The organism is Streptomyces justiciae (assembly GCF_015163075.1).
In the GTDB taxonomy this organism is placed as follows: Bacteria; Actinomycetota; Actinomycetes; order Streptomycetales; family Streptomycetaceae; genus Streptomyces; species Streptomyces justiciae.
Genome location: NZ_JADDXU010000008.1, coordinates 124,328 through 145,796, shown reverse-complemented (window position 1 = coordinate 145,796; position 21,469 = coordinate 124,328). Strand labels below are relative to the sequence as shown.

The 21,469-nt window shown below is 70.3% G+C and carries 18 protein-coding genes, 1 tRNA gene and 1 pseudogene; 9 read left to right on the top strand and 11 right to left on the bottom strand.

Annotated features, from left to right (window positions below):
- Positions 1-10: 10 nt before the first annotated feature.
- The gene (locus IQ210_RS22965) at positions 11-997 is read left to right on the top strand and encodes an aldo/keto reductase (RefSeq protein ID WP_194080966.1); all 987 of its coding nucleotides are present in this window, start codon (positions 11-13) and stop codon (positions 995-997) included.
- Positions 998-1,005: 8 nt separating this feature from the next.
- Here the strand turns inward: IQ210_RS22965 and IQ210_RS22960 are convergent, their stop codons facing one another.
- Entirely contained in the window at positions 1,006-1,911 is a 906-nt protein-coding gene (locus IQ210_RS22960; protein WP_194080965.1) for an NADP-dependent oxidoreductase, read from the bottom strand.
- A gap of 467 nt (positions 1,912-2,378) precedes the next feature.
- Between IQ210_RS22960 and IQ210_RS48255 the strand changes: the two genes are divergently transcribed.
- The 3 genes from IQ210_RS48255 to IQ210_RS22945 all read left to right on the top strand — a co-directional run bounded on the left by IQ210_RS48255 (position 2,379) and on the right by IQ210_RS22945 (position 4,687).
- Positions 2,379-3,656 (top strand): helix-turn-helix transcriptional regulator, encoded by a 1,278-nt coding sequence (locus tag IQ210_RS48255; protein WP_194080964.1) that lies wholly within the window; start codon positions 2,379-2,381, stop codon positions 3,654-3,656.
- 110 nt (positions 3,657-3,766) lie between these two features.
- Positions 3,767-4,141, top strand: a complete 375-nt coding sequence (locus IQ210_RS22950; protein ID WP_194080963.1) for an antibiotic biosynthesis monooxygenase family protein — start codon at positions 3,767-3,769, stop codon at positions 4,139-4,141.
- Between the two features lie 45 nt (positions 4,142-4,186).
- Positions 4,187-4,687, top strand: coding sequence for a hypothetical protein (locus IQ210_RS22945; protein WP_194080962.1), 501 nt, complete (start codon positions 4,187-4,189; stop codon positions 4,685-4,687).
- Positions 4,688-4,764: 77 nt separating this feature from the next.
- Here the strand turns inward: IQ210_RS22945 and IQ210_RS22940 are convergent, their stop codons facing one another.
- Complete coding sequence (locus IQ210_RS22940; RefSeq protein WP_194080961.1) at positions 4,765-5,121, bottom strand: hypothetical protein; 357 nt, start codon at positions 5,119-5,121, stop codon at positions 4,765-4,767.
- Between the two features lie 174 nt (positions 5,122-5,295).
- On the opposite strand from IQ210_RS22940, the gene IQ210_RS22935 reads away from it, so the two are divergent.
- Both IQ210_RS22935 and IQ210_RS22930 read left to right on the top strand, forming a co-directional pair.
- A complete protein-coding gene (locus IQ210_RS22935) occupies positions 5,296-6,507 on the top strand; it encodes a helix-turn-helix transcriptional regulator (RefSeq protein ID WP_194080960.1) in 1,212 nt (403 codons plus the stop codon).
- 157 nt (positions 6,508-6,664) lie between these two features.
- A complete protein-coding gene (locus IQ210_RS22930) occupies positions 6,665-7,789 on the top strand; it encodes a glycosyltransferase (RefSeq protein ID WP_194080959.1) in 1,125 nt (374 codons plus the stop codon).
- A gap of 49 nt (positions 7,790-7,838) precedes the next feature.
- Here the strand turns inward: IQ210_RS22930 and IQ210_RS22925 are convergent.
- A pseudogene (locus IQ210_RS22925) lies at positions 7,839-10,975 on the bottom strand (amidohydrolase family protein).
- 409 nt (positions 10,976-11,384) lie between these two features.
- Positions 11,385-12,428, bottom strand: coding sequence for an alpha/beta hydrolase (locus IQ210_RS22920; protein WP_194080958.1), 1,044 nt, complete (start codon positions 12,426-12,428; stop codon positions 11,385-11,387).
- A gap of 1,226 nt (positions 12,429-13,654) precedes the next feature.
- On the opposite strand from IQ210_RS22920, the gene IQ210_RS22915 reads away from it, so the two are divergent.
- Positions 13,655-13,727, top strand: a tRNA-Arg gene (locus IQ210_RS22915).
- 66 nt (positions 13,728-13,793) lie between these two features.
- Here the strand turns inward: IQ210_RS22915 and IQ210_RS22910 are convergent.
- From IQ210_RS22910 to IQ210_RS22895, 4 genes are all read right to left on the bottom strand, one after another.
- Positions 13,794-14,888, bottom strand: a complete 1,095-nt coding sequence (locus tag IQ210_RS22910; protein ID WP_194080957.1) for a substrate-binding domain-containing protein — start codon at positions 14,886-14,888, stop codon at positions 13,794-13,796.
- A 471-nt stretch (positions 14,889-15,359) separates the two neighbouring features.
- Positions 15,360-16,256, bottom strand: coding sequence for a hypothetical protein (locus IQ210_RS22905; RefSeq protein ID WP_194080956.1), 897 nt, complete (start codon positions 16,254-16,256; stop codon positions 15,360-15,362).
- Between the two features lie 404 nt (positions 16,257-16,660).
- Positions 16,661-17,608, bottom strand: coding sequence for a sigma-70 family RNA polymerase sigma factor (locus IQ210_RS22900; protein WP_194080955.1), 948 nt, complete (start codon positions 17,606-17,608; stop codon positions 16,661-16,663).
- Positions 17,605-17,838, bottom strand: a complete 234-nt coding sequence (locus tag IQ210_RS22895; protein ID WP_194081236.1) for a hypothetical protein — start codon at positions 17,836-17,838, stop codon at positions 17,605-17,607. The genes IQ210_RS22900 and IQ210_RS22895 overlap by 4 nt, the downstream gene beginning before the upstream one ends.
- A gap of 610 nt (positions 17,839-18,448) precedes the next feature.
- On the opposite strand from IQ210_RS22895, the gene IQ210_RS22890 reads away from it, so the two are divergent.
- Positions 18,449-19,144 carry a glycoside hydrolase family 11 protein gene (locus IQ210_RS22890; protein ID WP_194080954.1) on the top strand — a complete coding sequence of 232 codons (696 nt, stop codon included), beginning with the start codon at positions 18,449-18,451 and terminating at the stop codon, positions 19,142-19,144.
- 64 nt (positions 19,145-19,208) lie between these two features.
- Positions 19,209-20,132 carry a polysaccharide deacetylase family protein gene (locus IQ210_RS22885; RefSeq protein ID WP_228048211.1) on the top strand — a complete coding sequence of 308 codons (924 nt, stop codon included), beginning with the start codon at positions 19,209-19,211 and terminating at the stop codon, positions 20,130-20,132.
- A gap of 57 nt (positions 20,133-20,189) precedes the next feature.
- On the opposite strand, the gene IQ210_RS22880 is transcribed toward IQ210_RS22885, so the two are convergent.
- The 3 genes from IQ210_RS22880 to IQ210_RS22870 are packed head-to-tail and all read right to left on the bottom strand — an operon-like array spanning position 20,190 to position 21,422.
- A complete protein-coding gene (locus IQ210_RS22880; protein WP_194080952.1) occupies positions 20,190-20,573 on the bottom strand; it encodes a peptidase inhibitor family I36 protein in 384 nt (127 codons plus the stop codon).
- A 13-nt stretch (positions 20,574-20,586) separates the two neighbouring features.
- Entirely contained in the window at positions 20,587-21,057 is a 471-nt protein-coding gene (locus IQ210_RS22875; protein WP_194080951.1) for a hypothetical protein, read from the bottom strand.
- Complete coding sequence (locus IQ210_RS22870; protein ID WP_194080950.1) at positions 21,054-21,422, bottom strand: hypothetical protein; 369 nt, start codon at positions 21,420-21,422, stop codon at positions 21,054-21,056. Before IQ210_RS22870 ends, IQ210_RS22875 begins: the two co-directional genes overlap by 4 nt.
- Positions 21,423-21,469: the final 47 nt, after the last annotated feature.

Below are 21,469 nucleotides of genomic sequence, written 5' to 3'. Positions count from 1 at the left end.
AGGAGGAAGAATGCACACGCGCACTCTCGGACGCGACCTGCGGGTCTCCGCCATCGGCCTCGGCGCCATGGGCATGTCCCAGAGCTACGGCCCCAACCCGGGCGACCGGAGCGACATGATCGCCGTACTCCGCGGCGCCGTGGATCTGGGGGTCACGTTCTTCGACACCGCGGAGGTGTACGGCCCGTACGTCAACGAGGAACTCGTCGGGGAGGCCCTGGCCCCGGTCCGCGACCAGGTGGTCATCGCCACCAAGTTCGGCTTCCGCATCGAGAACGGTGCGTCCGTCGGGCTCAACAGCCGTCCCGAGCAGATCCGTTCCGTCGCGAACGCCTCGCTCAAGCGGCTGGGGGTCGAAAGGCTCGACCTGTTCTACCAGCACCGCGTCGACCCGGACGTTCCGATCGAGGATGTCGCCGGCACGGTGGGCGAACTGGTGCAGGAGGGCAAGGTCCGCTGCTTCGGGCTCTCGGAGGCCAGTGCGCAGACCATCCGACGCGCCCACGCCGTCCACCCCGTGACGGCGGTGCAGAGCGAGTACTCGTTGTGGACCCGGGACCCCGAGCCGGAGGTCCTGCCGACGTGCGCGGCACTCGGCATCGGATTCGTGCCCTTCAGCCCGCTCGGCAAGGGGTTCCTCACCGGGGCAGTGGACGCCTCGACACCCTTCGCGGCCGACGACGTACGCACCACCATCCCGCGGTTCACGGCCGAGAACCGGGCGGCGAACCAGGCCCTCGTCGAGCACATCGCCGCTCTCGCGACGGCCAAGGACGCCACACCGGGGCAGGTGGCCCTCGCCTGGCTGCTCGCCCAGCAGCCGTCGATCGTGCCGATCCCCGGGACCCGGCGCACCTCGCGCATCGAGGAGAACGCCGGCGCCACGCGTGTTCCGCTCTCCGCGGACGAGCTGTCGGACCTCAACGAACTCGCGGGACGGGTCGGGGTCAAGGGAGACCGCTACAACGAGCACCACATGTCACTGGTGAACAAGTAGGAGACCGCTCACGGGCGTAGGAGCACCTTGCCGCGCGCGTGGCCGGACTCGATCAGCTCGTGCGCCCCGGCCGCGTCGACGAGCGGGAAGCCGCGGTCGACGCGCACGCGCAGCCGGCCTTCGGCGGCCTGGCGGGCGTAGTCGGCGAGCTGTGGTCCGAACCGTCGGCCGCCGATGGAGAAGGTGATGCCCATCTCGAAGGCGCGTGCGTCGTTGACGGTGACGATGCGGTCCGTGGTACCGCCGCGCAGTTCCACGGAGACGTCCAGCGCGTCGATGCCGGCGGCGTCGTAGACGGCGTCGATGCCGTGGCGGGCGACCGTGCGGACCCGGTCGGCGAGTCCGTCACCGTACGCCACGGGGACCGCGCCGAGTGAGCGCAGGAAGTCGTGGTTGGCCTCGGACGCCGTGCCGATCACGGTGACTCCGCGGGCCACCGCGATCTGCACGCCGACGGAACCGACCACGCCTGCGGCCCCATGGATCAGCAGGGTCTCCCCCCGGCCCACCGCGAGTTCGCCCAGCACACGGTCGGAGGTCTCGACGGCCACCGGCAGCGCGGCGGCCGTCTCCCAGTCCAGGCCGGCCGGTTTGAGCGCGAAGTCGGAGGCCAGGGCGTACTCGGCGTAGGAGCCGGTGTCGGTCCAGACCATCACTTCGTCGCCGATCGACACACCAGTGACCCCTGGTCCCACCTCGTCGACGATGCCGGCGCCCTCCAGGCCGGGGACGGAGGGGAGGGTTGCGGGGCCCATCTGCGGGGCCCAGCCCCGGCGGATCTTGAAGTCGATGGGGTTGACGGCGGCGGCCACGATCTTCACGCGCACCTGCCCGGGCCCGGCGTGCGGCTCCGTCACCTCCGCCGGCCGCAGAACCTCCGGACCGCCGTACTCCGCGTAGGAGATGGCCTTCATGCCTGTCACTTCCCGTCGTACGAATGGCTCGGGGTTCCAAAACTGGCCGAAAGAAGGATGCGGCGGGAAAGGCATGCTGGGCTCCGCCCGACGGCACATCCGGCAACCGCACTCAAACTTTTCCCGGACCGGGAGAGACACCGGTCAGCAGACCCCGCAGCCGGGCGGCGGGGGCGGGGGGTAGATCCCGCCTGCGAAAGCCGGTGTCTGGGACAGGAACATGGCCCCGAGTACGGAACTCACGACCAGGGCTGTCACTCCGACCTTGCGGAGCCGCCTGAAGACGCTGCTCACATTCTCTCCTCAAATGCTCGATGTCGGCTTTCCGGACGGCTGCACGATCAACGCCCGTTTCCGGTACCTCCAGCCTCTCCTGTGGAAGCTCGGATTCCACTGTCCCTCCGGGCAGTTCCAACTGACCGAAAGGCTGATCCGGCGGAAGAGTTCCGCTGCCTACGCTGACGGACATGGACCTGATGTCGGCAGTCGAGCTGATCCAGGCCCCGCTGTCCGAGCACCTGGCACGTCTGTCCTCCGTCCTCGCGAAGACGATTCCGCACCGGGAGATCGCCCAGCTGGCCGGAAACTGCTCGTACACACCGTTCAAGATCATCGGCGGGACTCCCGGCCGGGCCGGCGGCCCCATCACCGCCACCGAGGTGGCCGCCCTGCGGCCGCTGGTGCCGGCGAAGGGAGGCTGGCAGGGGCGGGCCCGGCTGGCCGGCGTCGACGTGCCCGTGCTGGCTCTGGCCAGCGACATCACGGGGCAGGGCGCGCTGCTGGTCCTGGTACGCACCGAGGACACCCCGGTACCGGGCGAGCATGTGATGTCCGCCCAGGCGCTGTGGGACCTCGTGACGGCGTACCGGGAGGGTCTGCGCAGTGAGCCGCTGCCCGGTTCGCTGGCCGCCTCGCGTGCGGCCGCGGCCGCCCGTGCCGTGGCCATCGCCGAACTCCGCGACGCACACGGGGCCGCGTTGACCACGCTCCTCGGCGTCCTGCGCGACCGCACCCTGGACGACGCGAACGCCCGTACGCGCGCCGTCGACCTCGCCGTCTCCGCCCTCGCCGAACTGCGCTCCCGGGTCGAACTCGACCGCGTGCTGATGGAGGAGCGGGCCGGGGACGCCTTCGAGCGGCTGACGGTGTCGCTGCGCCGGATCCTGCGCGCCCGCGGCGTGGGGCTGGAGCTGGGACCGCCCCACGCGGAGGACGGCACCGACCGGCTGCTGCCCGCCGACGTCACCCACACGGCACTCGCCGTGGTGCGGGCCACCGTGCACGCGTTACTGGACGACCAGACACACGGTCCCGACGACGGAGAACACCGCGTCCACATCGGCTGGAAAATCGGTGCGGACGAACTGCGCGCCACCGTGCGGGACAACGGGCCCGGCACCCTCTCCCGCGGCGCTCTCGACGCCCGCCGCGTCACTGAACGACTGGCACCGCTCGGAGGACGGCTCGACCTGGACGCCGTACCGGGATGGGGCACGACGGTGAACCTCGACATCCCTCTCGCCTCGTCCAGCACACCCCGTCAGGACCCGCTGACCGCGCTCGGCGCACGGGAGTTGGAGGTGCTCGGGCAGCTGGCCCGGGGCCGCCGCAACCGGGACATCGCCCAGGCCCTGCACATCAGCGAGTCGACGGTGAAGTTCCACGTCGCCAAGATCATCGGCAAGCTCGGCGTCAGCACCCGCGGGGAGGCGGCCGCACTCGCCCATCAATGGGGCGCCGCATAACCAGACGTACGCGACGAAGTCGTCACTACGACCCCCTCACCGAACCGTCATCCATGTCCACGGCGGTTTCGCGTTTCCTCGATTCCACTCCCCCACCTCATGGAGAAACCATGCTCAACTTCGGCAGCCTCGACGAGTCCACCCAGTTCCTCGACCAGCAGGAGGGGAACACCGGACCGGTCACCATCATCAACACGTTCGTCGCCCCGGAGGGCAAGGAGGACGAGGTGCTGGCCGCCTGGACGGACGACTCGGCGTACATGATGAAGACCGGGGGTCTTCTCTCGGTGCAGCTGTATCGCGGTATCGCCGGCAGCCGGCTCTTCACGAACGTCGCGGTCTGGAAGTCCACCGAGCACCTGCGCACCGCGTTCCACACGCCGGAGTTCGCCTCGCACCTCGACCACTATCCGGCCGGTACCGTCGCCTACCCGCACCTGTACCAGAAGTTCGCGGTCGAGGGCGTCTGCGAAGGCGAACAGTGACCGCTCTCAGTAACCCCACGCATCGACCTCAAGAGGGCTGAACAGGTGTCATCGATCAACCACCGTTTCCGGGGAGCGACTCTGGCGCTCACCGCCGCACTGGTCGGCGTCGGCGTGGCCGGCGCCACCCCCGCCCTGGCGAACACGGCCCCCGCCGCCTCGACCTCGACGCCCGCCCCGGCTCCCGTCGACTTCGCGGACGCACCCGCCAGGGCGCTCCCCGCGGCGGGTCAGTCGCACACGTTCACGGTGTCCTACCGCAACACCTCCACTGTCGACCAGGTCGTGGCCCCGCAGATCCTCGTGGAGTCACCTGACACCGGCCCTTACCTGGCGCCCGCGGACATCCTGGTCGAACGGCGGAACGCTGCCGGTCAACGGGAGATCGTGCCGGTGGCCAGCCAGACCGGGACGCTGTTCACCGACCTCGTGGCCGCCCAACGGACCCTGCGTCCGGGCGAGACCCTCAACGAGCGGTACCGGGTCACAGTGATCACTGAAGGCGCTGCGGGAACAGTCCAACCGCGCGTGGCGCTGTACGGCTGACCTCGGCTCACGCCACACAGACAAAGGGGCGGACGTCCATGACCGGACGTCCGCCCCTTCTCCGTGCGCCGCTGTGCCTACGGCGTGACCTTCTCGATCTTCATGCCGCCGACGCCCACGGTCGCCCCGCCGGCACTTCGCAGCCGCACCTCGGCAAAGACCTCGCGGCCCGCGGACGGAGCTGCCGCGACGGTGACGTCGGCGGACGCTGTCGTCGAACCGCCCGTGCCGAGCTTCACCGACGGCGGGCCGTGAACCGTGACCGAGCCGATCGCGCTGGAGAAGTACGTTTCGTGGTAGTCGTACGCGGTCGAGCCCGACGGCACCGAGTAGCCCATGACCTCGACGGTGTACGTACCGGCGACGGCGACGCGTTCCTCCCAGGGCACGATGCCCGCCCCACGCTCCTCATTTCGCCGGGATATCTTTCCCATATGTTCGAACATGCGCCACATCTCCGTTTGGTGGGGGGTGAGAGTCGCGCAGCAGGATGTCGGCCTGGAAGCAAGCACTGAAGAAGGCGCGCGACAGCATGATGATCACATCGCGCCCGGGAGAACCTGGCTGCTCCTTGGGAGAGTTTGCCTAGCTGATGGAGCAGGGAGGTCATGGTGACCGAAGACTGGGCACTGGTACTCGCCACAACCAGTGCCGAGGAGATACTGCCGCGCCTGTCTGCGGCGATCCGCGACAAGGTCCCCCACCGCTGGGCCGCCGCCCTGGTCGCCGGAGAGATCAGCGTGACACCCGCCGCCGACGGCGACGGGCCGAGTGCCGACGAACTGGCCGCGCTGGCCGAGCTGGCGGTACCCGGCCGCCCCTGGCACAAGCCGGTCGTCATCGGCGGCACCACCCGCCCGACCATCGTGGCCGCGACCGTGGGACCGTGGGCACCCGGCAGCCTCCTCGTCCTGGTTGACGCCACCGACCCGGTGGACACCGAGCACGCCTACCCGGCGGTGCAGGGCGGGTGGGAACTCGCGGCGGCCCTGCTATCCCGCTCCGGCCCGGCGCCGTCCACAGCGGCGGAGCGCTTCTTCGCCGGGGAGCACGCCAAGCAACTCCTCATCGCCCGCAACACCCAAGCCGTCACGCTCCAGGCCCTGCTCGCCACCCTTCGCTCCAAGCGGCTGGACGACGCCCAGGCACGTCAGGCGGCCACGGACATCGCCTCGACCGCCCTGACCACTCTGCGCACCGCCTCCGCCGAACAGGAGTGCACCGCGGAACGCGCCTTCACGCTGCTCACCGAGCAACTGCGGCCGCTGGTGCTCCACACCGACGTGGACCTGGAGACAGTGCCCCCCGTGGCCGCCGACCGGCTGCTTCCGACTCTGGTGGGCGAGGCCGCGACCGCCGTGGCCCGCGGCTGCGTGCTGGCGATGCTGGAGCACACCCGCCCCCGGCGGATCCGCGTGGCCTGGCAGGTGACCGACGACCGGCTGGTGCTGGAAGTCCGTGACGACGGCGACTGCGCCTCGTTCCCGCGGCATCAGGGCGAATACCGGATGCGTGAGCGCCTGGCGCCGCTCGGCGGCGACTTCAGCATGGACACCGTGCCAGGCTGGGGCACCACGCTCACCGCCCGCATTCCACTCGTCCTGCCGCCCAGCACCGACGTAGAGCTGCTGCGCGAACTCAGCTCAAGGGAGCGTGAGGTGATGGTGGAACTCGCCCGCGGCCGGACCAATCCGCAGATCGCCGAACACCTGCATGTCAGCGAACACACCGTCAAGTTCCATGTCCGGCAGATCCTGTCCAAACTGGGCGTACGTACCCGGGGAGAGGCCGCGGCCCTGGGCCGCGCGGCACGCCTGTGAGAGAGCGTCCGTGACGACACCGTCCGACGCGCGGATCCATGGCGGCCGCCCTTCGATCAACCCTCCCTTGCCGGAACGCGTCCTTCCCTTTGAAGGGGCGCTCACCCCATGCGACGCCGACAGCAGAGCGGCGCCCCGCAGCAAGGGAGTGCACACCGTGCGAATCCTGTTCACCGGCCCGTCCAGAGCCGGTCACGTCTTCCCCATGATCCCGACCGCCCAGGCCCTGCGATCGGCCGGACACGACGTCCTGTTCGCCGGTCAGATCCCGGTCGACGACCTGACTCCGACAGGTTTTCCCGTGATCGCGGTGGGCGACGGGTCGACCCTGACCGACGCCCTCGTGCGCGCCAACGGCCGTGGCCTCCCCTTCGTCTCCGGCGAGCGCACGGAGGAGGAGACCTGGCGCATGGCCCTGGCCGGCTACGCCGAACTCAGCCGGTCCACCATCGACGATCTGTTCCGGCTGGCCGAGGCCTGGCAGCCGGACGTCGTCGTGCACGCGACGATGCAGGCCGCCGCACCACTCGTCGCGGCCCGGCTGGACATCCCCACCGTGGTGCACCACTTCGGGGTGTCCGCGGCTCTGCCCATCGTCGACAGCATGACGGCCACCCTGGCCGACGAGTACCAGGCCCGCGCGGTGATCGGGCCACCCCGGCGCACCGTCCTCGACGTGGTCCCGGCCTCGCTCGGCGGTGACGGCTCGGGCCGGCGGGTCAGGTACGTCCCGTTCAACGGCGGCGGGCTGGTGCCGACGGATCTCACCGCACGCGGCGGTCGGCGGAGGGTCGCCGTCACGCTCGGCACGGTCATGAGGGGACCGGCCCTTCTCGAGTTCGTCGCCCGGCTCACCGAACAGGCGGCCACGGCCGACGCGGAATTCCTGCTCGCCGTCGGCGCCACCGACCTCACCCCGCTCGGCAAGCTGCCGTCGAACGTCCGACCGCTGACGCCATGGGTGCCCCTGGCCCCCCTGCTGGACACCTGCGACGCGGTGATCCACCACGGCGGCGCGGGCAGCCTGATGACGGCAGCCGCCGTCGGGGTGCCGCAGCTGATCGTGCCGCAGGGCGCCGACAACTTCTCCAACGCCGCCGCGGCCGTGACCCGGGGCATCGCCCTGCGGGCCGCGGCCGTGGAAGCAGAACTGCTCGACACCCTCCTGAACGACACAGGGCTGCGCAAGGCGGCCCTCGCCACGCAGGACGAGATCGCCGCCCTGCCGTCGCCGGCCGCGCTGGTCGCCGATTTCGAGGACCTCGCGACCGCTCACCGCTGACCGGGCGCGACCCGCAGGGCAGTGAGCCGGGGCCCGGCAGCCGGGCCGGTCAGGTCGCGCAGCAGCCTTCGCGTCGGATGATCTGGCCGACCTCGTGCCAGTGGTGCTCGCTGTCACCGTTCGCCGGGTCGGCGGCCAGGTGGTGAGGGCCGACCAGGTCCTCCTGGCGGTGGACGATGCCGTCGCGCATCACCCAGGCGACGCGTGTCAGGTCGGTGAAGTCCTGGAAGGGGTTGCCGTCGATCACCGTGAGGTCGGCCAGCTTGCCGGGTTCCGCGGTGCCCAGATCGTCCTCGACGCCGAACATCCGGGCGGGCACGACAGTGGCGGTACGCAGGGCTTGGGCGGGGGAGAGACCGGCGTACCGGTGGAGGGCGCGCAGGCCGAGGTGGACCTGGAGGCCGATGGGAGCGAGGGGGGAGTCGGTCCCCATGGCGAGCGTGCCGCCGTCGGCGACGATCCGCCGATAGGCGGTCATCTCCAGGCGCAGTTCCCGCAGTTGTTCCTCGGTGGGCCGGGCCTTGGCCAGGGCTTTCACGGTGGCGGTGTCCCACGGGGGCATGAGGGTGGTCACCCGGGGGTCGTCGGCGAGGGCCGGGTCGTCTCCGAGCAGGTAGAGGGCGTTGAAGGGGGTGATGATGATCCCGAAGCGGCCGTCGCGGTAGATGCCCTGGACGTCCTCGTAGGTGTGTCCGGTCGCGGACGCGGAGCGGCCGTACTCCTGGCGCTGGGTGGCCGTCAGATGCGTCGTCAGGTCCTGGCCGACCTGGATGCCGGGCGTCAGCAGGTGGCTTCCGGCGGGGACACCGAGCTCGTGGGCCGTCCGGGCCGCCTCTGCCATGATCCAGGCGGGGGCGCGGACGTAGGTCTTGACGAAGTCGTAGTCGAGCGCGACGGCCCGTTCGAGGGTCCGCCGCAGGCCGTCGGGGGTGTTGTGGGCACGGCCCATGCTGTACGCGACCCGGCTTCCGTCGATGAGTTCGCCGGTGGTGAGCAGCCGGGGGCCGGCGATGGCGCCGCTGTCGGCGGCTTCGCGCAGGCGGGCCTGCTCGTAGGCGAAGCCGCCCAGGGACACGTTGGTGGTGATGCCGTAGGCGAGCATGAGGCTGGTCTGACGGCCGCCGTAGATGTTCTGGTACGGGTGGGTGTGCGAGTCCCACAGCCCGGGGACGACGGTGGAGTTCGAGGCGTCGATCCGGCGCTCTCCCGCCCGCCCGGCACCGGAGCGGTGCGGTTCGACAGCGGTGATGCGGTTGCCGGTGATGACGATGTCGACATCCTCGTGGACGGTGTTCCCGGTGCCGTCCCACAGCCGTCCGGCGTGCACCCGGGTCACGTCGGTGCCCGGCGGCAGGCGGCGGGCGGTCGCCAGCCGGACCGGGAGGGTACGGCGGCCGGTGCCGTCCCGGTTGATCAGCCGCAGTCGGCCGCCGGAGAGGTAGAGCAGGCGGCGGGAGTCGCCGGACCACGACGGATGGTCGGCCGGTTCATCGGTGATCCGCTGCGGCCGGCCGGCGGGCGTGCCGTCCGCGCCGACGGGCAGGACCCACAGCGCGGACTCCACGACCAGCGCCAGGGACGTCCCGTCGGGTGGCCAGACCGGTCCGCTGTCGCAGCGGTCGGACACCGAGGTGTGGGGCAGCGGCAGGAAGGCTCTGGAGGAACCGTCCCGGGTGTCGATCACCCGGATCACGTTGTAGCCCTCGCGGAACCGCTGGTTGAGCCGGTTGCGGTCGCACAGGGCGATGTACCGGCCGTCCGGGGACCAACTGGGGCGGCCCGGCAGGCCGTTGCCGCCGAGGGGCGCGGCGAGCTTGGTCTCGGTGCCCGAGGCGACGTCGACGAGGAGGAGGTTGCCGGTGGTGTCCTGACAGGCGAGCCGGTCCCCGTCGGGCGAGAGGGCCGGGTTGAGGCGGCCGCCGCTGGCCAGGACGGTGTCCTCACCGGTGCCGGGGAAGAGCCGGTGGACGGCGGCCAGACCGTCGCCGCCGGCGTCACCGTCGTACGAGTAGACGATGCTCTTTCCGTCCCTGGCCCACGAGGGCATCTGCACATACGCGGAGGGGGCGGCCCGGAACAGCCTGCGGGGCCGCGCGCCGACGGGCATCAGCCACAGGGCGTTCAGGGCAGCGAAGACGACGGATCCGCCGTCGGGTGAGAGCGCCGGGAGGTGGACGCCGCGCACCGACCTGCGGGCGGTGGAGTCGAAGTCGCGTACCTTGCGGCGGTACGCGGGCCTGGGGACGCCCAGTGAAGCGGTGAACGGGATGTCCCGGCCGGTTCCAGCGTGGCGTTCAGGGCCTTGAGCCGGCCGTCGGCGAAGTAGAGCAGGCCGCCGTCCGGTGTCCAGCAGGGCGGAAGCGGCGAGACGTCCTCGGTGCCCGAGACCGTGGGGCCGTCCACGACCAGCGCCGATGTCGCGGCAGCGAACTGGGTACCACCGGCGGTCCACACGAAGGCCAGACGGCCGTCCTTGGAGACGGCGGGACACATCAGCGTGCCGGAGTCCACCGTGCGTACCGTGGTGACCTCGCCGCCGGCGGCCGGTACGGAGGCGATGGTCCGTGCTCCGGCGGCGTCCGCGCGTACGAACAGGATCCGGTCGCCGTCCGGGTGCCAGGCGGGGTCGTAGTCCTCGACGTCCGGCCGACCGGTCAGGCGGGTCAGCTCACCGGTCGCCACCTCGACGGTCCAGATGTCGTACGAGCTGCCCCGCACCGGGTCCCCACCGCGCTCGGAGGCGAAGGCGATCCGCGTGCCGTCGGGCGACCACGACGCACCCCGGTCGTCCCATGGACCGGAGGTGAGTCGACGCGGGTTCGAGCCGTCCGGGGCCATCGTCCACACGTGGAAGCCGCCGCCCTTGTAGGAGCAGAAGGCGATCGCCGAGCCGTCCGGCGACCAGGCGGGACGGGTCGGTTCGAGGTCTGGGGCGGTCAGCGCGGTCGCCGTTCCCCCGTGGCGGGACAACGCCCACAGCACCCCCTGCACCTCGATGACGAGCCGGTCCCCGTCGGGCGAGACCGTCGCGGAGGCGTTGGTGGCTGTGGTGAACGTCAGCGTCCGGGTATACAGGCCCCGGGCATAGGCTCCGTCCGGCGAAGGGGCGGAGGATGCTGCCGCTGCAGGAGACGCCGAGACCGGAACGAACGCTGCACCCACGCTGCCCAGAGCCGCCGCGCCCAGGAACCCCCGCCGGGAGACACCTGAGGGGAGCCGTCCAGCGAGCGTCCCGCCGGGTCCGTCTGCGTAAAGGTGTGCGGGCGTGCCCGTCACAGGGTCGGTCTGCTGTTCGTCGGAGGGATCGCCGGGGAGTCCCTGGGCTGTGGTCACGAGTAAAACTCCGGAGGTGGGGGGTTCTGACCGGCATTCACATGCCTTGGATGCCCAAACGGAGGGCCGCCAAGGAAGGCAGCCAGGCCTCTGCCCTCGACAGCACTGGAGAAGCCGCTCGCGTCCGGACCAAACGGGGCCACGGCGAGCAGGCCCGCTCCTCGGTAGAGCGGGCACGCACGTGGCCCGGTGGACCGGGTCCGGTCTGCGCGGCAGGACGGTGAGTGCCGGCCAGTGAGTGTCCGGGCCGTCGACGACCGTGTCAGGGGCGGATCTTCCTGGACAACCATGTGTCGATGAAGGCGGTGGTGGTGTCGGCGTTGCGCTGCAGAGCCAGATCATGACCCGCGTCGGGGACGACCTTGGTGTCGGCCTCGGGGCTGGCGGGGTAGGCATGCGGCTCTTCGGCGACGGCCTTGGGACGGTCGGCCGGGTCGAAGAAGAACAGGTCGTGTTCGCCCACGGCCGCCAGCACCGGGACCGTGACCTCCTTGGCGAACGTGTCGTCGTTCTGCTCGGTGACAAAGCCCGTCACCTCGCTCGCCGTGGTGGTCTGCTTGGCGGCGGCGTCGGCTTCGACGGTCCTCAAGTCGGCGTTGAACGGCCAGTAGAACAGATGGCGCAGGCCGTCCCGGGTGGTGAGGTAGCCGGCGGGTACCGTCGAGCGGTCGGTGAACTCGGGGTCCTCGGCGGCGGGGTGCAGCAGGGTACCCAGCAGTCCGCCGGCGGCACCGCTGTGGTGGAGGAACCCTGTCGTGACAACGGCGTCGACGTCTTTGTAGTGCGCCGCCTCCTCGATGGCGATCGTGCTTCCCAGGGAGTGGCCGACCAGCGCGACCGGCAGGTCCTTGTAGATGGTCCTGAGCTTGGTGACGAGCTGATGGATGGTCGCGGCGTGGGTTGCGCCGTTCAACTTGTCGGCGGCCGGTTGGCTGGACCTGCCGGTGCCGAGGCGGTCGACGGCGACGGCGATCCAGCCGTCCTCGGCCGCCTCACGCGCCTGCGAGACGCGGGAGTTCAGGTCGTAGTACCGGTGGTCGTAGGTGGCGCCGGGGATCATCACCTGGATCCCGCGGGCCCGCTGGTCCTTCGGTTCGTAAACCACGGCGCTCAGAGTCTGGTCGGCGGGCCCGTCGTCGGTGAGTGCGACCTTGTGGCTGATCGTGTGCCGGACCACGTCCGGTCCACCGCTGCTGGCATCGGCCGTTCCCGGCAGCGTGACGGCGAGAGCGGTGACGATCGAAGCGCCGACCACTGCCAGGGCGGCCATGCGCCGTACGGGGAGACCGAAGTGGTTGTTGGACATGTGAGGGTTCCTTTGCATGCCGGGCATGCCGTGCACGTGGTCGCTCGGCATCAATTGGTTCGTGGGAGTGGGGGAGCCGACGCGGCTTCAGCCGGCACCGTGGCGGAGTGACCAATTGACCGATCGTGAAGTCACAGGCGATGTCTGGGCACGAGAGGGACATCCGACAACGGCCGAAGCGCACCAGGTATGCCGCTCTGTCTCCTTCATCGTCAGGAACGGTCTTGTCGCCAGTCCTGACGGCGTCAAGGAGGCCCGGTACGGCCCCGCCGCGACAGCCAACGGCCGCTGAGGTCGCCCCCGAAGAGCGTCGGGATGCGGTTGCTGGTAGACAGGTCGTCGCCGACGCCATGACCGCCTCCAGCGGCGCTCTCTCGTCGGAACGTACTCACCCAGCGCGACCCACTGATGCCCGGTCATGTGCTGACGGCCGTGTCCTTCCACAGGGGTGGGAGCGTGCGTCCACACCATGAGAGTGCCGGTCTTGGCCTTGACCCTTCTGGCCGCACACCGGCGGTTCCGCTTTCATTCTGGGACGAGAGAGCTAAACGCCCGGCTATCCTTTCTGACGATTCCGCCTGGCCAGACGGGCAGACCGCCCGGCCACAACGCACGTGCCCTGGGCGATGTACCGGTCCCGTCGGTCGGCGACAACACCAACTCCTAGGGCGCCGCGCCCTCCCGCATCTTGCATTTGGCCATCAAACTTTCCGGATGCCAATTAGAACCAGCGCCGTTTCGCTCAACCCTGTATTTGGCCAGCCCGGAAAAACACGCCGCCACCCTCTACATTCACACTTGATCACCGCCGACAGGCCGTCCTTGCAATTCACTAGAGCAAGTCGGACTCCGCCTCCACTCGGCCGATGGCTTGCCATGCCAGACGCCAGGTTGACCTGGCCAAGTGGCCCCACAAGATGACGCAGGGAGCAGAACGGTCGAACCGCCCGGGTCCCCTACCCCTCGGCTCCCACCTGCATCGCGCAGCGGGTCACAGAGACAGCAGGTCAGAGGCACCCCAGCTCACGACCCCGATCTCCTACCCCGATACGGAGGCCGCTCGGTGGCACGCATCCGGTACGCTGTTCCTGGTCAGTCGTCGGCACGTCGCGTTGTCCGCTCAGGTAGTAGTGCGGCACACGTCAAACCGCGTCTGGCCAGCGGGCTTGTACTCCTCACCGAAGATCCACACCCTGGGTTTTCAGCAAGGTTTTCTACAAGCCCCCGCCTTCGTAGCTCAGGGGATAGAGCACCGCTCTCCTAAAGCGGGTGTCGCAGGTTCGAATCCTGCCGGGGGCACGCGAACGAAGAGCGCCCATGGATGTTCGTGGGCGCTCTTCGGCGTCGTGTGCGGACGTCGTGTCGTTACTTCAGTTCGTCCTCGGTGAAGTAGTCGTCCTTGATGAGGACGTCGTAGTTGGTCTTGTCGACGCTCGTCGGCTGGAGGAGGACGGCGGGGACGGCCTTGACGCCGTTCTTGTAGCCGACGGAGTTGTCCACCCACGGCACCCGGTCGTTGAGGATGTCGTCGACGACGGTCACGGCGGCGTCGGCGAGCTGGCGGACGTCCTTGTAGACGGTCTGCGACTGCTGGCCCGCGATGATCGACTTCACGGACTCCAGTTCGGCGTCCTGACCGGTGACGATCGGGAGGGGCTTGGCGGCGGTGCCGTAGCCGTCCGAGTGCAGCGCGGCCAGGACGCCGCGCGAGATGCCGTCGTACGGCGACAGGACCGCGTCGACCTGCCGGCCGCCGTACCCGGCGAGGATCTTGCTCATGCGCTTCTCCGCGGTGGGGCCGTCCCAGCGGAGGGTGGTTATCTTGTCCAGCTCGGTCTGGCCGGAGGGGACCACCAACTGCTTGTCGTCCAGGAACGGTTGCAGGAGCGCCATCGAACCGGCGAAGAAGTACTTGGTGTTGTTGTCGTCGGGAGAACCGGCGAACAGCTCGATGTTGAACGGGCCCTTGTTGCCGTCCTCCAGACCGAGCTTCTCGATGATGTAGTGGGCCTGCATCCGGCCGACCATCTCGTTGTCGAACGAGACGTAGTAGTCGACGTTCTTGGTGCCGAGGATCAGGCGGTCGTAGGCGATCACCGGGATCTTCGCGTCGGCGGCCTTCTTCAGCACGCCGTTCAGGGACCTGTTGTCGATGGCCGCGATGATCAGCGCGGAGACACCCTCCTCGATCAGCTTCTCGATCTGGGCGACCTGGGCCTTCGGGTCGTCGTCGCCGTAGACCAGCTTGGCCTTGTATCCCTTGGCCTTGAGGTTGCTGACGACGCTCTTGCCGTCGGTGAGCCAGCGATCGGAGGCCCGGGTCGGCATCGCGACGCCGACGGTGGCGCCCTCGGCACCGCTTCCGGAGCCGGCCTCGGAGGCGTCGCTCTCGAGGCCGCAGGCGGACAAGGTGAGGGCCAGGGAGGCTACTCCGGCCAGCAGGGCTCTTCGATCGAACACGGTGATGGTTCCTTGTCCTTCTCGTCGTTGAGGGGATGACGGCGTATCAGGTGTCGAGGGGGGTGTGGTGCGGGCGCCTGGGCCGAGCCCTCGCCGAGCCGCGCACAGCCGCCGAGGTCGTCGGGGTCGTGGTGCGCGGGTTTCCAAGGTGGTGCACAACCGGCAGGGCGCGCCCGGAGGTTCGGGGCAGGCCGGTCCGCCGGGACGTCGCCCGAGTCGGTGCTCTGGTGCCTCGGCGCCCTGCGGGCGGCCGGTCAGTGCCGTGCTACGGCGGGGCGTGCGGGGCTCGTCAGCTCCCGTGCTCCCGGTGCCGGTGGGTGTGCACCCACCTGTACGTCTGGCGGTGCCACGGCGTTCAGGTCACCTACGGGCTGATCCCGGCAATGCACAGGGCACGCGCCTTTCGAGCGTTCGAAATCTCGACAGATGTGCGGAATGTTGGCGTGACGGTAAGGGGAGGTGTGCATGGTGTCAACGGTGCGAACTGGAACGGTTACAGAAAGGTGCGAATGCGGGGAGCGTGTGAGGGAGGCGGGTCGGGAGGGCCGGGTGGAAGGTGCCTCGCCCCCTCGCCTTCGACGTCCCGGTGGCCGTGGTGGTTATGTCCGTGGAGCCCGGGGTCATGTCCGTGGAGCCCGCGGCCATGTCCGTGGAGCCCGGGCCTCCCGTGGTGGCCAGGATGAGGGTGACCCTGTCGGCGAAGTGCGGCTCCGGGACCGGGATCTCGACCGTGGGGTGCCTGGCGTAGCCGTGGGTGACGGCCCGGGCGACGTAGTCGGTGATGGTGGCCGCCCGGGGGGTGCGGCGGCGCCGGCCCTCGGGGAGGAGGCGGCTGAGGACGCGCAGGACCGTGGGGACGCTGGCGTCGAAGCGGAAGGTGTTCAGGGCCGGGCCGACCCCGGTGACCGTGAACGACTCGGAGTCGGTCGGGGCGTCGAGGCCGGTCTGGTCGTACCAGAAGGCGGCGGCGTGGGACTCACCGCGGGCCAGGTGGTGCAGGGAGAGGCAGTAGGAGGCGGCGGTGTGGCCGGCGCCCGCCGCGTACTGCCACCAGAAGCGCGACTCCTCGACGTCGGCGAGGTTCAGGACGCAGCCCAGCAGCCAGGCCCCGGAGGGCTCGGGCAGCTGGTCGGTGAGGAACTCGAGCGTGGTGACGTCGACGAGGGTCACGACCGCCTCGCACAGGGTGCGCAGATGGCGGGCGGCACCCTCGTCGGCCGTCGGCTCGGCGGCGAGCGGGGCGGTGGGGTCGGCGGCGAGGTCGGCGTAGGCGAGGTCCGCGTAGTCCTCGTGGGCGACGGTGTCGTCGGGCACGGCGGGGTCGCGGCGCAGGCGGGCGCGGGCGAGAAGCTGGTCGACGGAGGTCATGGCTGGCGGTTTCACTCCCGGGGGTGCGAGCGGCGGGGCAGGGCGGGTCAGGTCGGGGGGAGCAGGGGGGGCAGGAGGCGCAGGAGTGCGGTCCCGTGTCGCCCGGTGGCCACGAGGCGATCGGCGCGTCGTCCGGCGCGTGCGATCGGCGTCGTCCGGCGCGTGCGATCGGCATCGTCCGGCACGCGCGATCGACATCGTCCGGCGCGTGCGATCGAGTCGCTCGGTGCGTGCAATCGCGCCGCTCGGCGCCTGCGACCGGCCTCGCTCGGTACCTGCGATCGCGTCGTCCGGTACCTGCGATCGGCATCGTCCAGCACGTGTGACCGGCATCGTCCGGCACGCGTGACCGGCATCGTCCGGCGCCTGCGATCGTCCGCCGGACGAAGGCCCTCGCAGCGGAGCTACGTGGCCCCATGGCCGATCCGGCGAGCGTGCGGGCCGAGGGGCGCGGGGGCGTGCCCCTGCTCCCCCCGGCCCGCCTCTCCTTCGAGCGCGCCGCGGGCGTGGTGGTCGATGGCGTGGGTCATGGCCGGGGTCAGGCCGACGACGGAGGCGACGGCGTCCAGGGGCATGCCGCACAGGTGGCGCAGGACGGCGACGTCCCGCTGGTCGTAGGGCAGGGCGGCGATGGCGTCGAACAGGTCCACCAGTTCCGTGAGGACGACGAGGTGGCCGGGGGCGCCGGCCTGGACCTCCAGGGTGGAGAAGACGGCCGCGCGCAGGTCGGGGTGACCGTCGCGGTGCCGGTCGACGCGGGCCATGACCCGGGAGCGCAGCAGCCGCCACGCGTACCGGCGCAGGTCCTCGCTGACACTGGCGTCGGACCAGCACAGCCAGAGCACGTCGAACGTTTCTGCAACGACCCAGCGGGCGCGGCGGTCGGTGAGCAGGAAGGCGCGCGCGTAGTCCGTGTAGGGGCCGCAGACGTCCTCGACGAAGGCCTGGTGGGCCAGGGGCGGCCGCTCCGGCTCACCGACGGCGACCTGTTCGATGCAGTGCTCTATCCAGCCCTGCTCCTTGCGCGCCTCCCGCGCGGCCGCGGTCCACAGCCGCCGCATGGGCTGCGCGGGCAGGCCCAGGGCGCGGATCACGCTGAACGTGATCTCCCAGGCGGGGTAGTAGCCGTTGCCGCGCAGCAGTTCGCTGATGCGGGTCTTGGAGTAGCCGGAGCGGTCGACGAGGTCGTTGAGGGTCAGACCGCTGGCGAACAGGACGTTGCGGACCGGCTCCAGCCAGGCGCGGTGGGAGGGGCTCGCGGTCTCCGCTATCGGCGCGGGCCTGCGGCCCCGCCGGGTACCGCCGTCCGGGGCGTCCGGAGGGGGGTGTTCGGCGTCGGGGGTCCAGATCATCGGCGTACGTCCTCCCCGTCCGAGGAGGCGGGCTGCGCCGAGGGTCGTGAACCGTCGGACGTGCGTGGCCCGTCGGGGGCCGTCAGGGCCTGGACGATCTGCTGCACGAGCAGGCCCAGAGACGGGAGCAGGGCGGCCACGGCCGCGACCTGTCCCAGCACGGTCATCACCGTGCTCCACGTGAGGACCGTCACCAGCACGGCGACGGTCACCACCTTCTTGCTCGACATCGCATCCGGTTTCTGTGAGGGATTGCGCGCAGGTGAGGCGTGCGCGCACATCAACAGCCCTTCCTCACAACGGTGCTGAAGCGCTGTCAGGAAGGAGCGCCAGCATGGCCCCCCGGCCCGTCGTCGCGCCACGTGATCATGGGATTACGGAACAATGCCGCCGCCCCCGCCGGCCCGCGCTACCCTCCGCCACCCTCAACCGCAGCCGGTACGGGGCAGATTCAGCCCCTTGAGGGACGAACACCGCGTCTGTACGCCGTCACGCGCACGCCCGCCCATGATGGGAGGCCGAGGCGCCATCCGACGCCGCACCTCCCTGTGAGGGAGAACCGCGCGGCCCCCTGTGCTGAAGCGACATCCAAGAGGGGGCCGCGTGGCGTGCGTTCCACGTCCGGTAATTCTGCGAAACATTCGACGCCTTCGATCGAAAGTTGATCTCGCCCAGCAGCCGCTCATTTCACCCCGCCGCACTTCAGCTACCTGCGATTGTTTCGCCAACTCCGTCGAAACCATTGACACTTGTCGGGGACAGACCAACACTGCATGCGTTGACGGGGCTCCCCCCTCCGGCCCCCCACCGCCCTCTGTGAGGACGAGGAGGAACACGTCCATGAACGACGCACCCGCACCCGGCACCAACTCCGCCCCCACCCGCCGCAACGTCTGCGCGCTGCTGCTCGGTACCGGCGCCGCGCTCGCGCTGCCCGGGACCGTCGGCACCGCGCACGCCGCCACGGTCGTCACCACGAACCAGACCGGCTACAACAACGGCTTCTACTACTCCTTCTGGACCGACGCCCAGGGCACCGTCTCGATGACCCTGAACTCCGGCGGGAACTACAGCACTTCCTGGCGCAACACCGGCAACTTCGTCGCCGGCAAGGGCTGGGGCAACGGCTCCCGCAGGACCGTGACGTACTCGGGCAGCTTCAGCCCGTCCGGCAACGCCTACCTCGCGCTCTACGGCTGGACCTCGAACCCGCTCGTCGAGTACTACATCGTCGACAACTGGGGCACCTACCGGCCCACCGGCACGTACAAGGGCACGGTCACCAGCGACGGCGGCACGTACGACATCTACCAGACCACCCGCTACAACGCCCCGTCCGTGGAGGGCAACAAGACCTTCAACCAGTACTGGAGCGTGCGCCAGTCGCGGCGGACCGGCGGCACCATCACCACCGGCAACCACTTCGACGCCTGGTCGCGCGTCGGGATGCCGCTCGGCAGCTTCAACTACTACATGATCATGGCGACGGAGGGCTACCAGAGCAGCGGCAGCTCCAACATCACCGTGAGCGGGTGACGGGATGGGCCGCAGGGCTTCTCGTTCCGTCCGTTCCCTGTTCAGCAGATTGGCCGTCCTCGCCATGGCAGCAGCGAGCACCCTCACCGTCCAGGCCGCCGCCCCGGCGCACGCCGCCGCCTGCACCGGGTACGTCGGGCTCACCTTCGACGACGGGCCGTCCGGCAACACCTCGGCCCTGCTGAACGCCCTCACCCAGAACGGGCTGCGGGCCACCATGTTCAACGAGGGCCAGTACGCCGCCGCCAACCCGTCACTCGTGAAGGCCCAGGTCAGCGCCGGCATGTGGGTCGCCAACCACAGCTACACCCACCCCCACCTGACCTCGCTCTCCCAGGCCCAGATCGACTCGGAGATCTCCCGCACGCAGTCGGCGATCGCCGCGGCCGGCGGGGGCACGCCGAAGCTGTTCCGGCCGCCGTACGGCGAGACCAACGCCACCGTGAAGGCGGTCGAGGCCAAGTACGGGCTGACCGAGATCCTGTGGAACGTGGACTCGCAGGACTGGAACGGCGCCAGTACGGACGCCATCGTCGCGGCCGCCGGACGGCTCACCGACGGCCAGGTCATCCTCATGCACGACTGGTCCGCCAACACGCTCGCCGCGATCCCGCGGATAGCGCAGGGGCTGGCGGCGCGCGGACTGTGCGCCGGGATGATCTCGCCGGCCACGGGCCGGGCCGTGGCCCCCGACGGCGGCAGCGGCGGTGGCGGTGGCGGCAGCGGCTGTACGGCCACCCTGTCCGCCGGGTCCTCGTGGAGCGACCGGTACAACCTCAACGTCTCGGTGTCCGGGTCGAGCAACTGGACCGTGACGATGACCGTGCCCTCGCCCGCGAAGATCCTCTCCACCTGGAACATCACCGCCAGTTACCCCAGTTCACAGGTGCTGACCGCCAAGCCGAACGGCAGCGGCAACAACTGGGGCGTCACCATCCAGCACAACGGCAACACCACCTGGCCGACGGTCACCTGCACCACGGCCTGACGCACGAAGGCGCGGCGACCACGCCGACGGTCGCCGCGCCTTCCTGTCGGGAACCGGCTAACAGCCCATCGCCCACACGTGGGCGTCGCCGCGGTCGTTGGCGACCCCGTTGTAGCCGACCTCCTGGCCCGGCGTCAGGCAGATGGTCATGGAGCCGCCGGTGGACGGGAACTGGATGGCGGACTCGTAGACCTTGACGTGGTCCTTGACGCCGGGGCCGGAGATGCCGTGGTTGGCCCACGACGAGTCGTTGTCGGCGATCCAGCTCTCCCACCACTCGTCGTCACCGGACGCGTTCATCCGCTGCCCGCCGAAGTTGGCGTCCGTCCAGGCGCAGAAGTTGCCGCTCGGACACTCGGCGGCCGCGGCGGGCGAGGCGGTCGCCAGCCCCGTGCCGGTGGCGAGGAGGGCGGCGACGAGCAGGGAGACGTACTGCTTCACAAGTAGGGCCTTTCTAGCGGTGGTTGTACGACGCGCTGAGCAACGCCCTTGCCTCGGTGAGGCCGTGGGCGCGCAGCTCCTGATAGGCGGCGCGGTCCTCGCGCGGCGCCCGGGACTTGAGGTTGTTCACGAGCGTGACGGCTCGGAACCAGCGCCGCTGGTCGCCGTAGAGGCGGCGCTGTGCGGCGGCGAGACAGCCGTCGGTGTGCTGGCCGACGACATGGCCGCTGGGCAGTTCGAGCGTGAGCTCGGCGCGGCCGGTGCCGAACAGGGCGTGGTCCACGGCGGTGGAGGCGGGCGGCCCGCCCGGGCGCGGCGGCGTGAGGCCCTGCCGGGTCAGGCAGCGGTCGGTGAGCAGGACCTGGGCCGCCTTGAGGGTGTCGTCGGGGCTGAGCGACACCGCCGGTTCACGCGGCCCGCCGCAACCGGTCACCCACGCGGCCAGACACAGCGCGGCGAGGGCGCGCCGGGTGCGGCGGCTCATCCCGGCTGGCAGTCGGAGTGCGGGACGGTGTCGATCGCGTCGGCCTTGTCGGCCCACTCCCAGTTCTCCGAGTAGTCACCGCCGTAGACCGTGCGTTGCAGACAGCCGCCCGAGCGGGGGAAGTGCAGGACGTACGTGGTCCGGTCGACCTGGGAGCTGAAGGACTTCGCGTTCCTGCGGACGGTGGCGTCGAGTTCGGCGTACCCGCCGCGGCCCGCGTCATAGCACCAGCCGCCGCCCATCTCCCCCGGCTGCGGCCAGAAGCACACATGCCCCGGCAGGACGGCCGCGGAGGCGGACGGGGTGGGCGTGAGCGCCGCGAGTGTGGCGGACAGCGCGAGGGCAAGGGTGACGGAGCGTCGCAAGGGGGACCTCTGGGGACGGTGACGGGAGGATGCTCACGCTGCCTTCC

Excerpts from the sequence above, each read along its gene's own strand:
- IQ210_RS22940 (WP_194080961.1), bottom strand. The coding sequence starts at position 5,121 with ATGGGAAAGATATCCCGGCGAAATGAGGAGCGTGGGGCGGGCATCGTG.
- IQ210_RS22895 (WP_194081236.1), bottom strand. The coding sequence starts at position 17,838 with ATGTCGAGCAAGAAGGTGGTGACCGTCGCCGTGCTGGTGACGGTCCTC.
- IQ210_RS22905 (WP_194080956.1), bottom strand. The coding sequence starts at position 16,256 with ATGACCTCCGTCGACCAGCTTCTCGCCCGCGCCCGCCTGCGCCGCGAC.
- IQ210_RS22875 (WP_194080951.1), bottom strand. The coding sequence starts at position 21,057 with ATGAGCCGCCGCACCCGGCGCGCCCTCGCCGCGCTGTGTCTGGCCGCG.
- IQ210_RS22965 (WP_194080966.1), top strand. The coding sequence starts at position 11 with ATGCACACGCGCACTCTCGGACGCGACCTGCGGGTCTCCGCCATCGGC.
- IQ210_RS48255 (WP_194080964.1), top strand. The coding sequence starts at position 2,379 with ATGGACCTGATGTCGGCAGTCGAGCTGATCCAGGCCCCGCTGTCCGAG.
- IQ210_RS22920 (WP_194080958.1), bottom strand. The coding sequence starts at position 12,428 with ATGTCCAACAACCACTTCGGTCTCCCCGTACGGCGCATGGCCGCCCTG.
- IQ210_RS22960 (WP_194080965.1), bottom strand. The coding sequence starts at position 1,911 with ATGAAGGCCATCTCCTACGCGGAGTACGGCGGTCCGGAGGTTCTGCGG.
- IQ210_RS22885 (WP_228048211.1), top strand. The coding sequence starts at position 19,209 with ATGGCAGCAGCGAGCACCCTCACCGTCCAGGCCGCCGCCCCGGCGCAC.
- IQ210_RS22890 (WP_194080954.1), top strand. The coding sequence starts at position 18,449 with ATGAACGACGCACCCGCACCCGGCACCAACTCCGCCCCCACCCGCCGC.
- IQ210_RS22900 (WP_194080955.1), bottom strand. The coding sequence starts at position 17,608 with ATGATCTGGACCCCCGACGCCGAACACCCCCCTCCGGACGCCCCGGAC.
- IQ210_RS22935 (WP_194080960.1), top strand. The coding sequence starts at position 5,296 with ATGGTGACCGAAGACTGGGCACTGGTACTCGCCACAACCAGTGCCGAG.
- IQ210_RS22950 (WP_194080963.1), top strand. The coding sequence starts at position 3,767 with ATGCTCAACTTCGGCAGCCTCGACGAGTCCACCCAGTTCCTCGACCAG.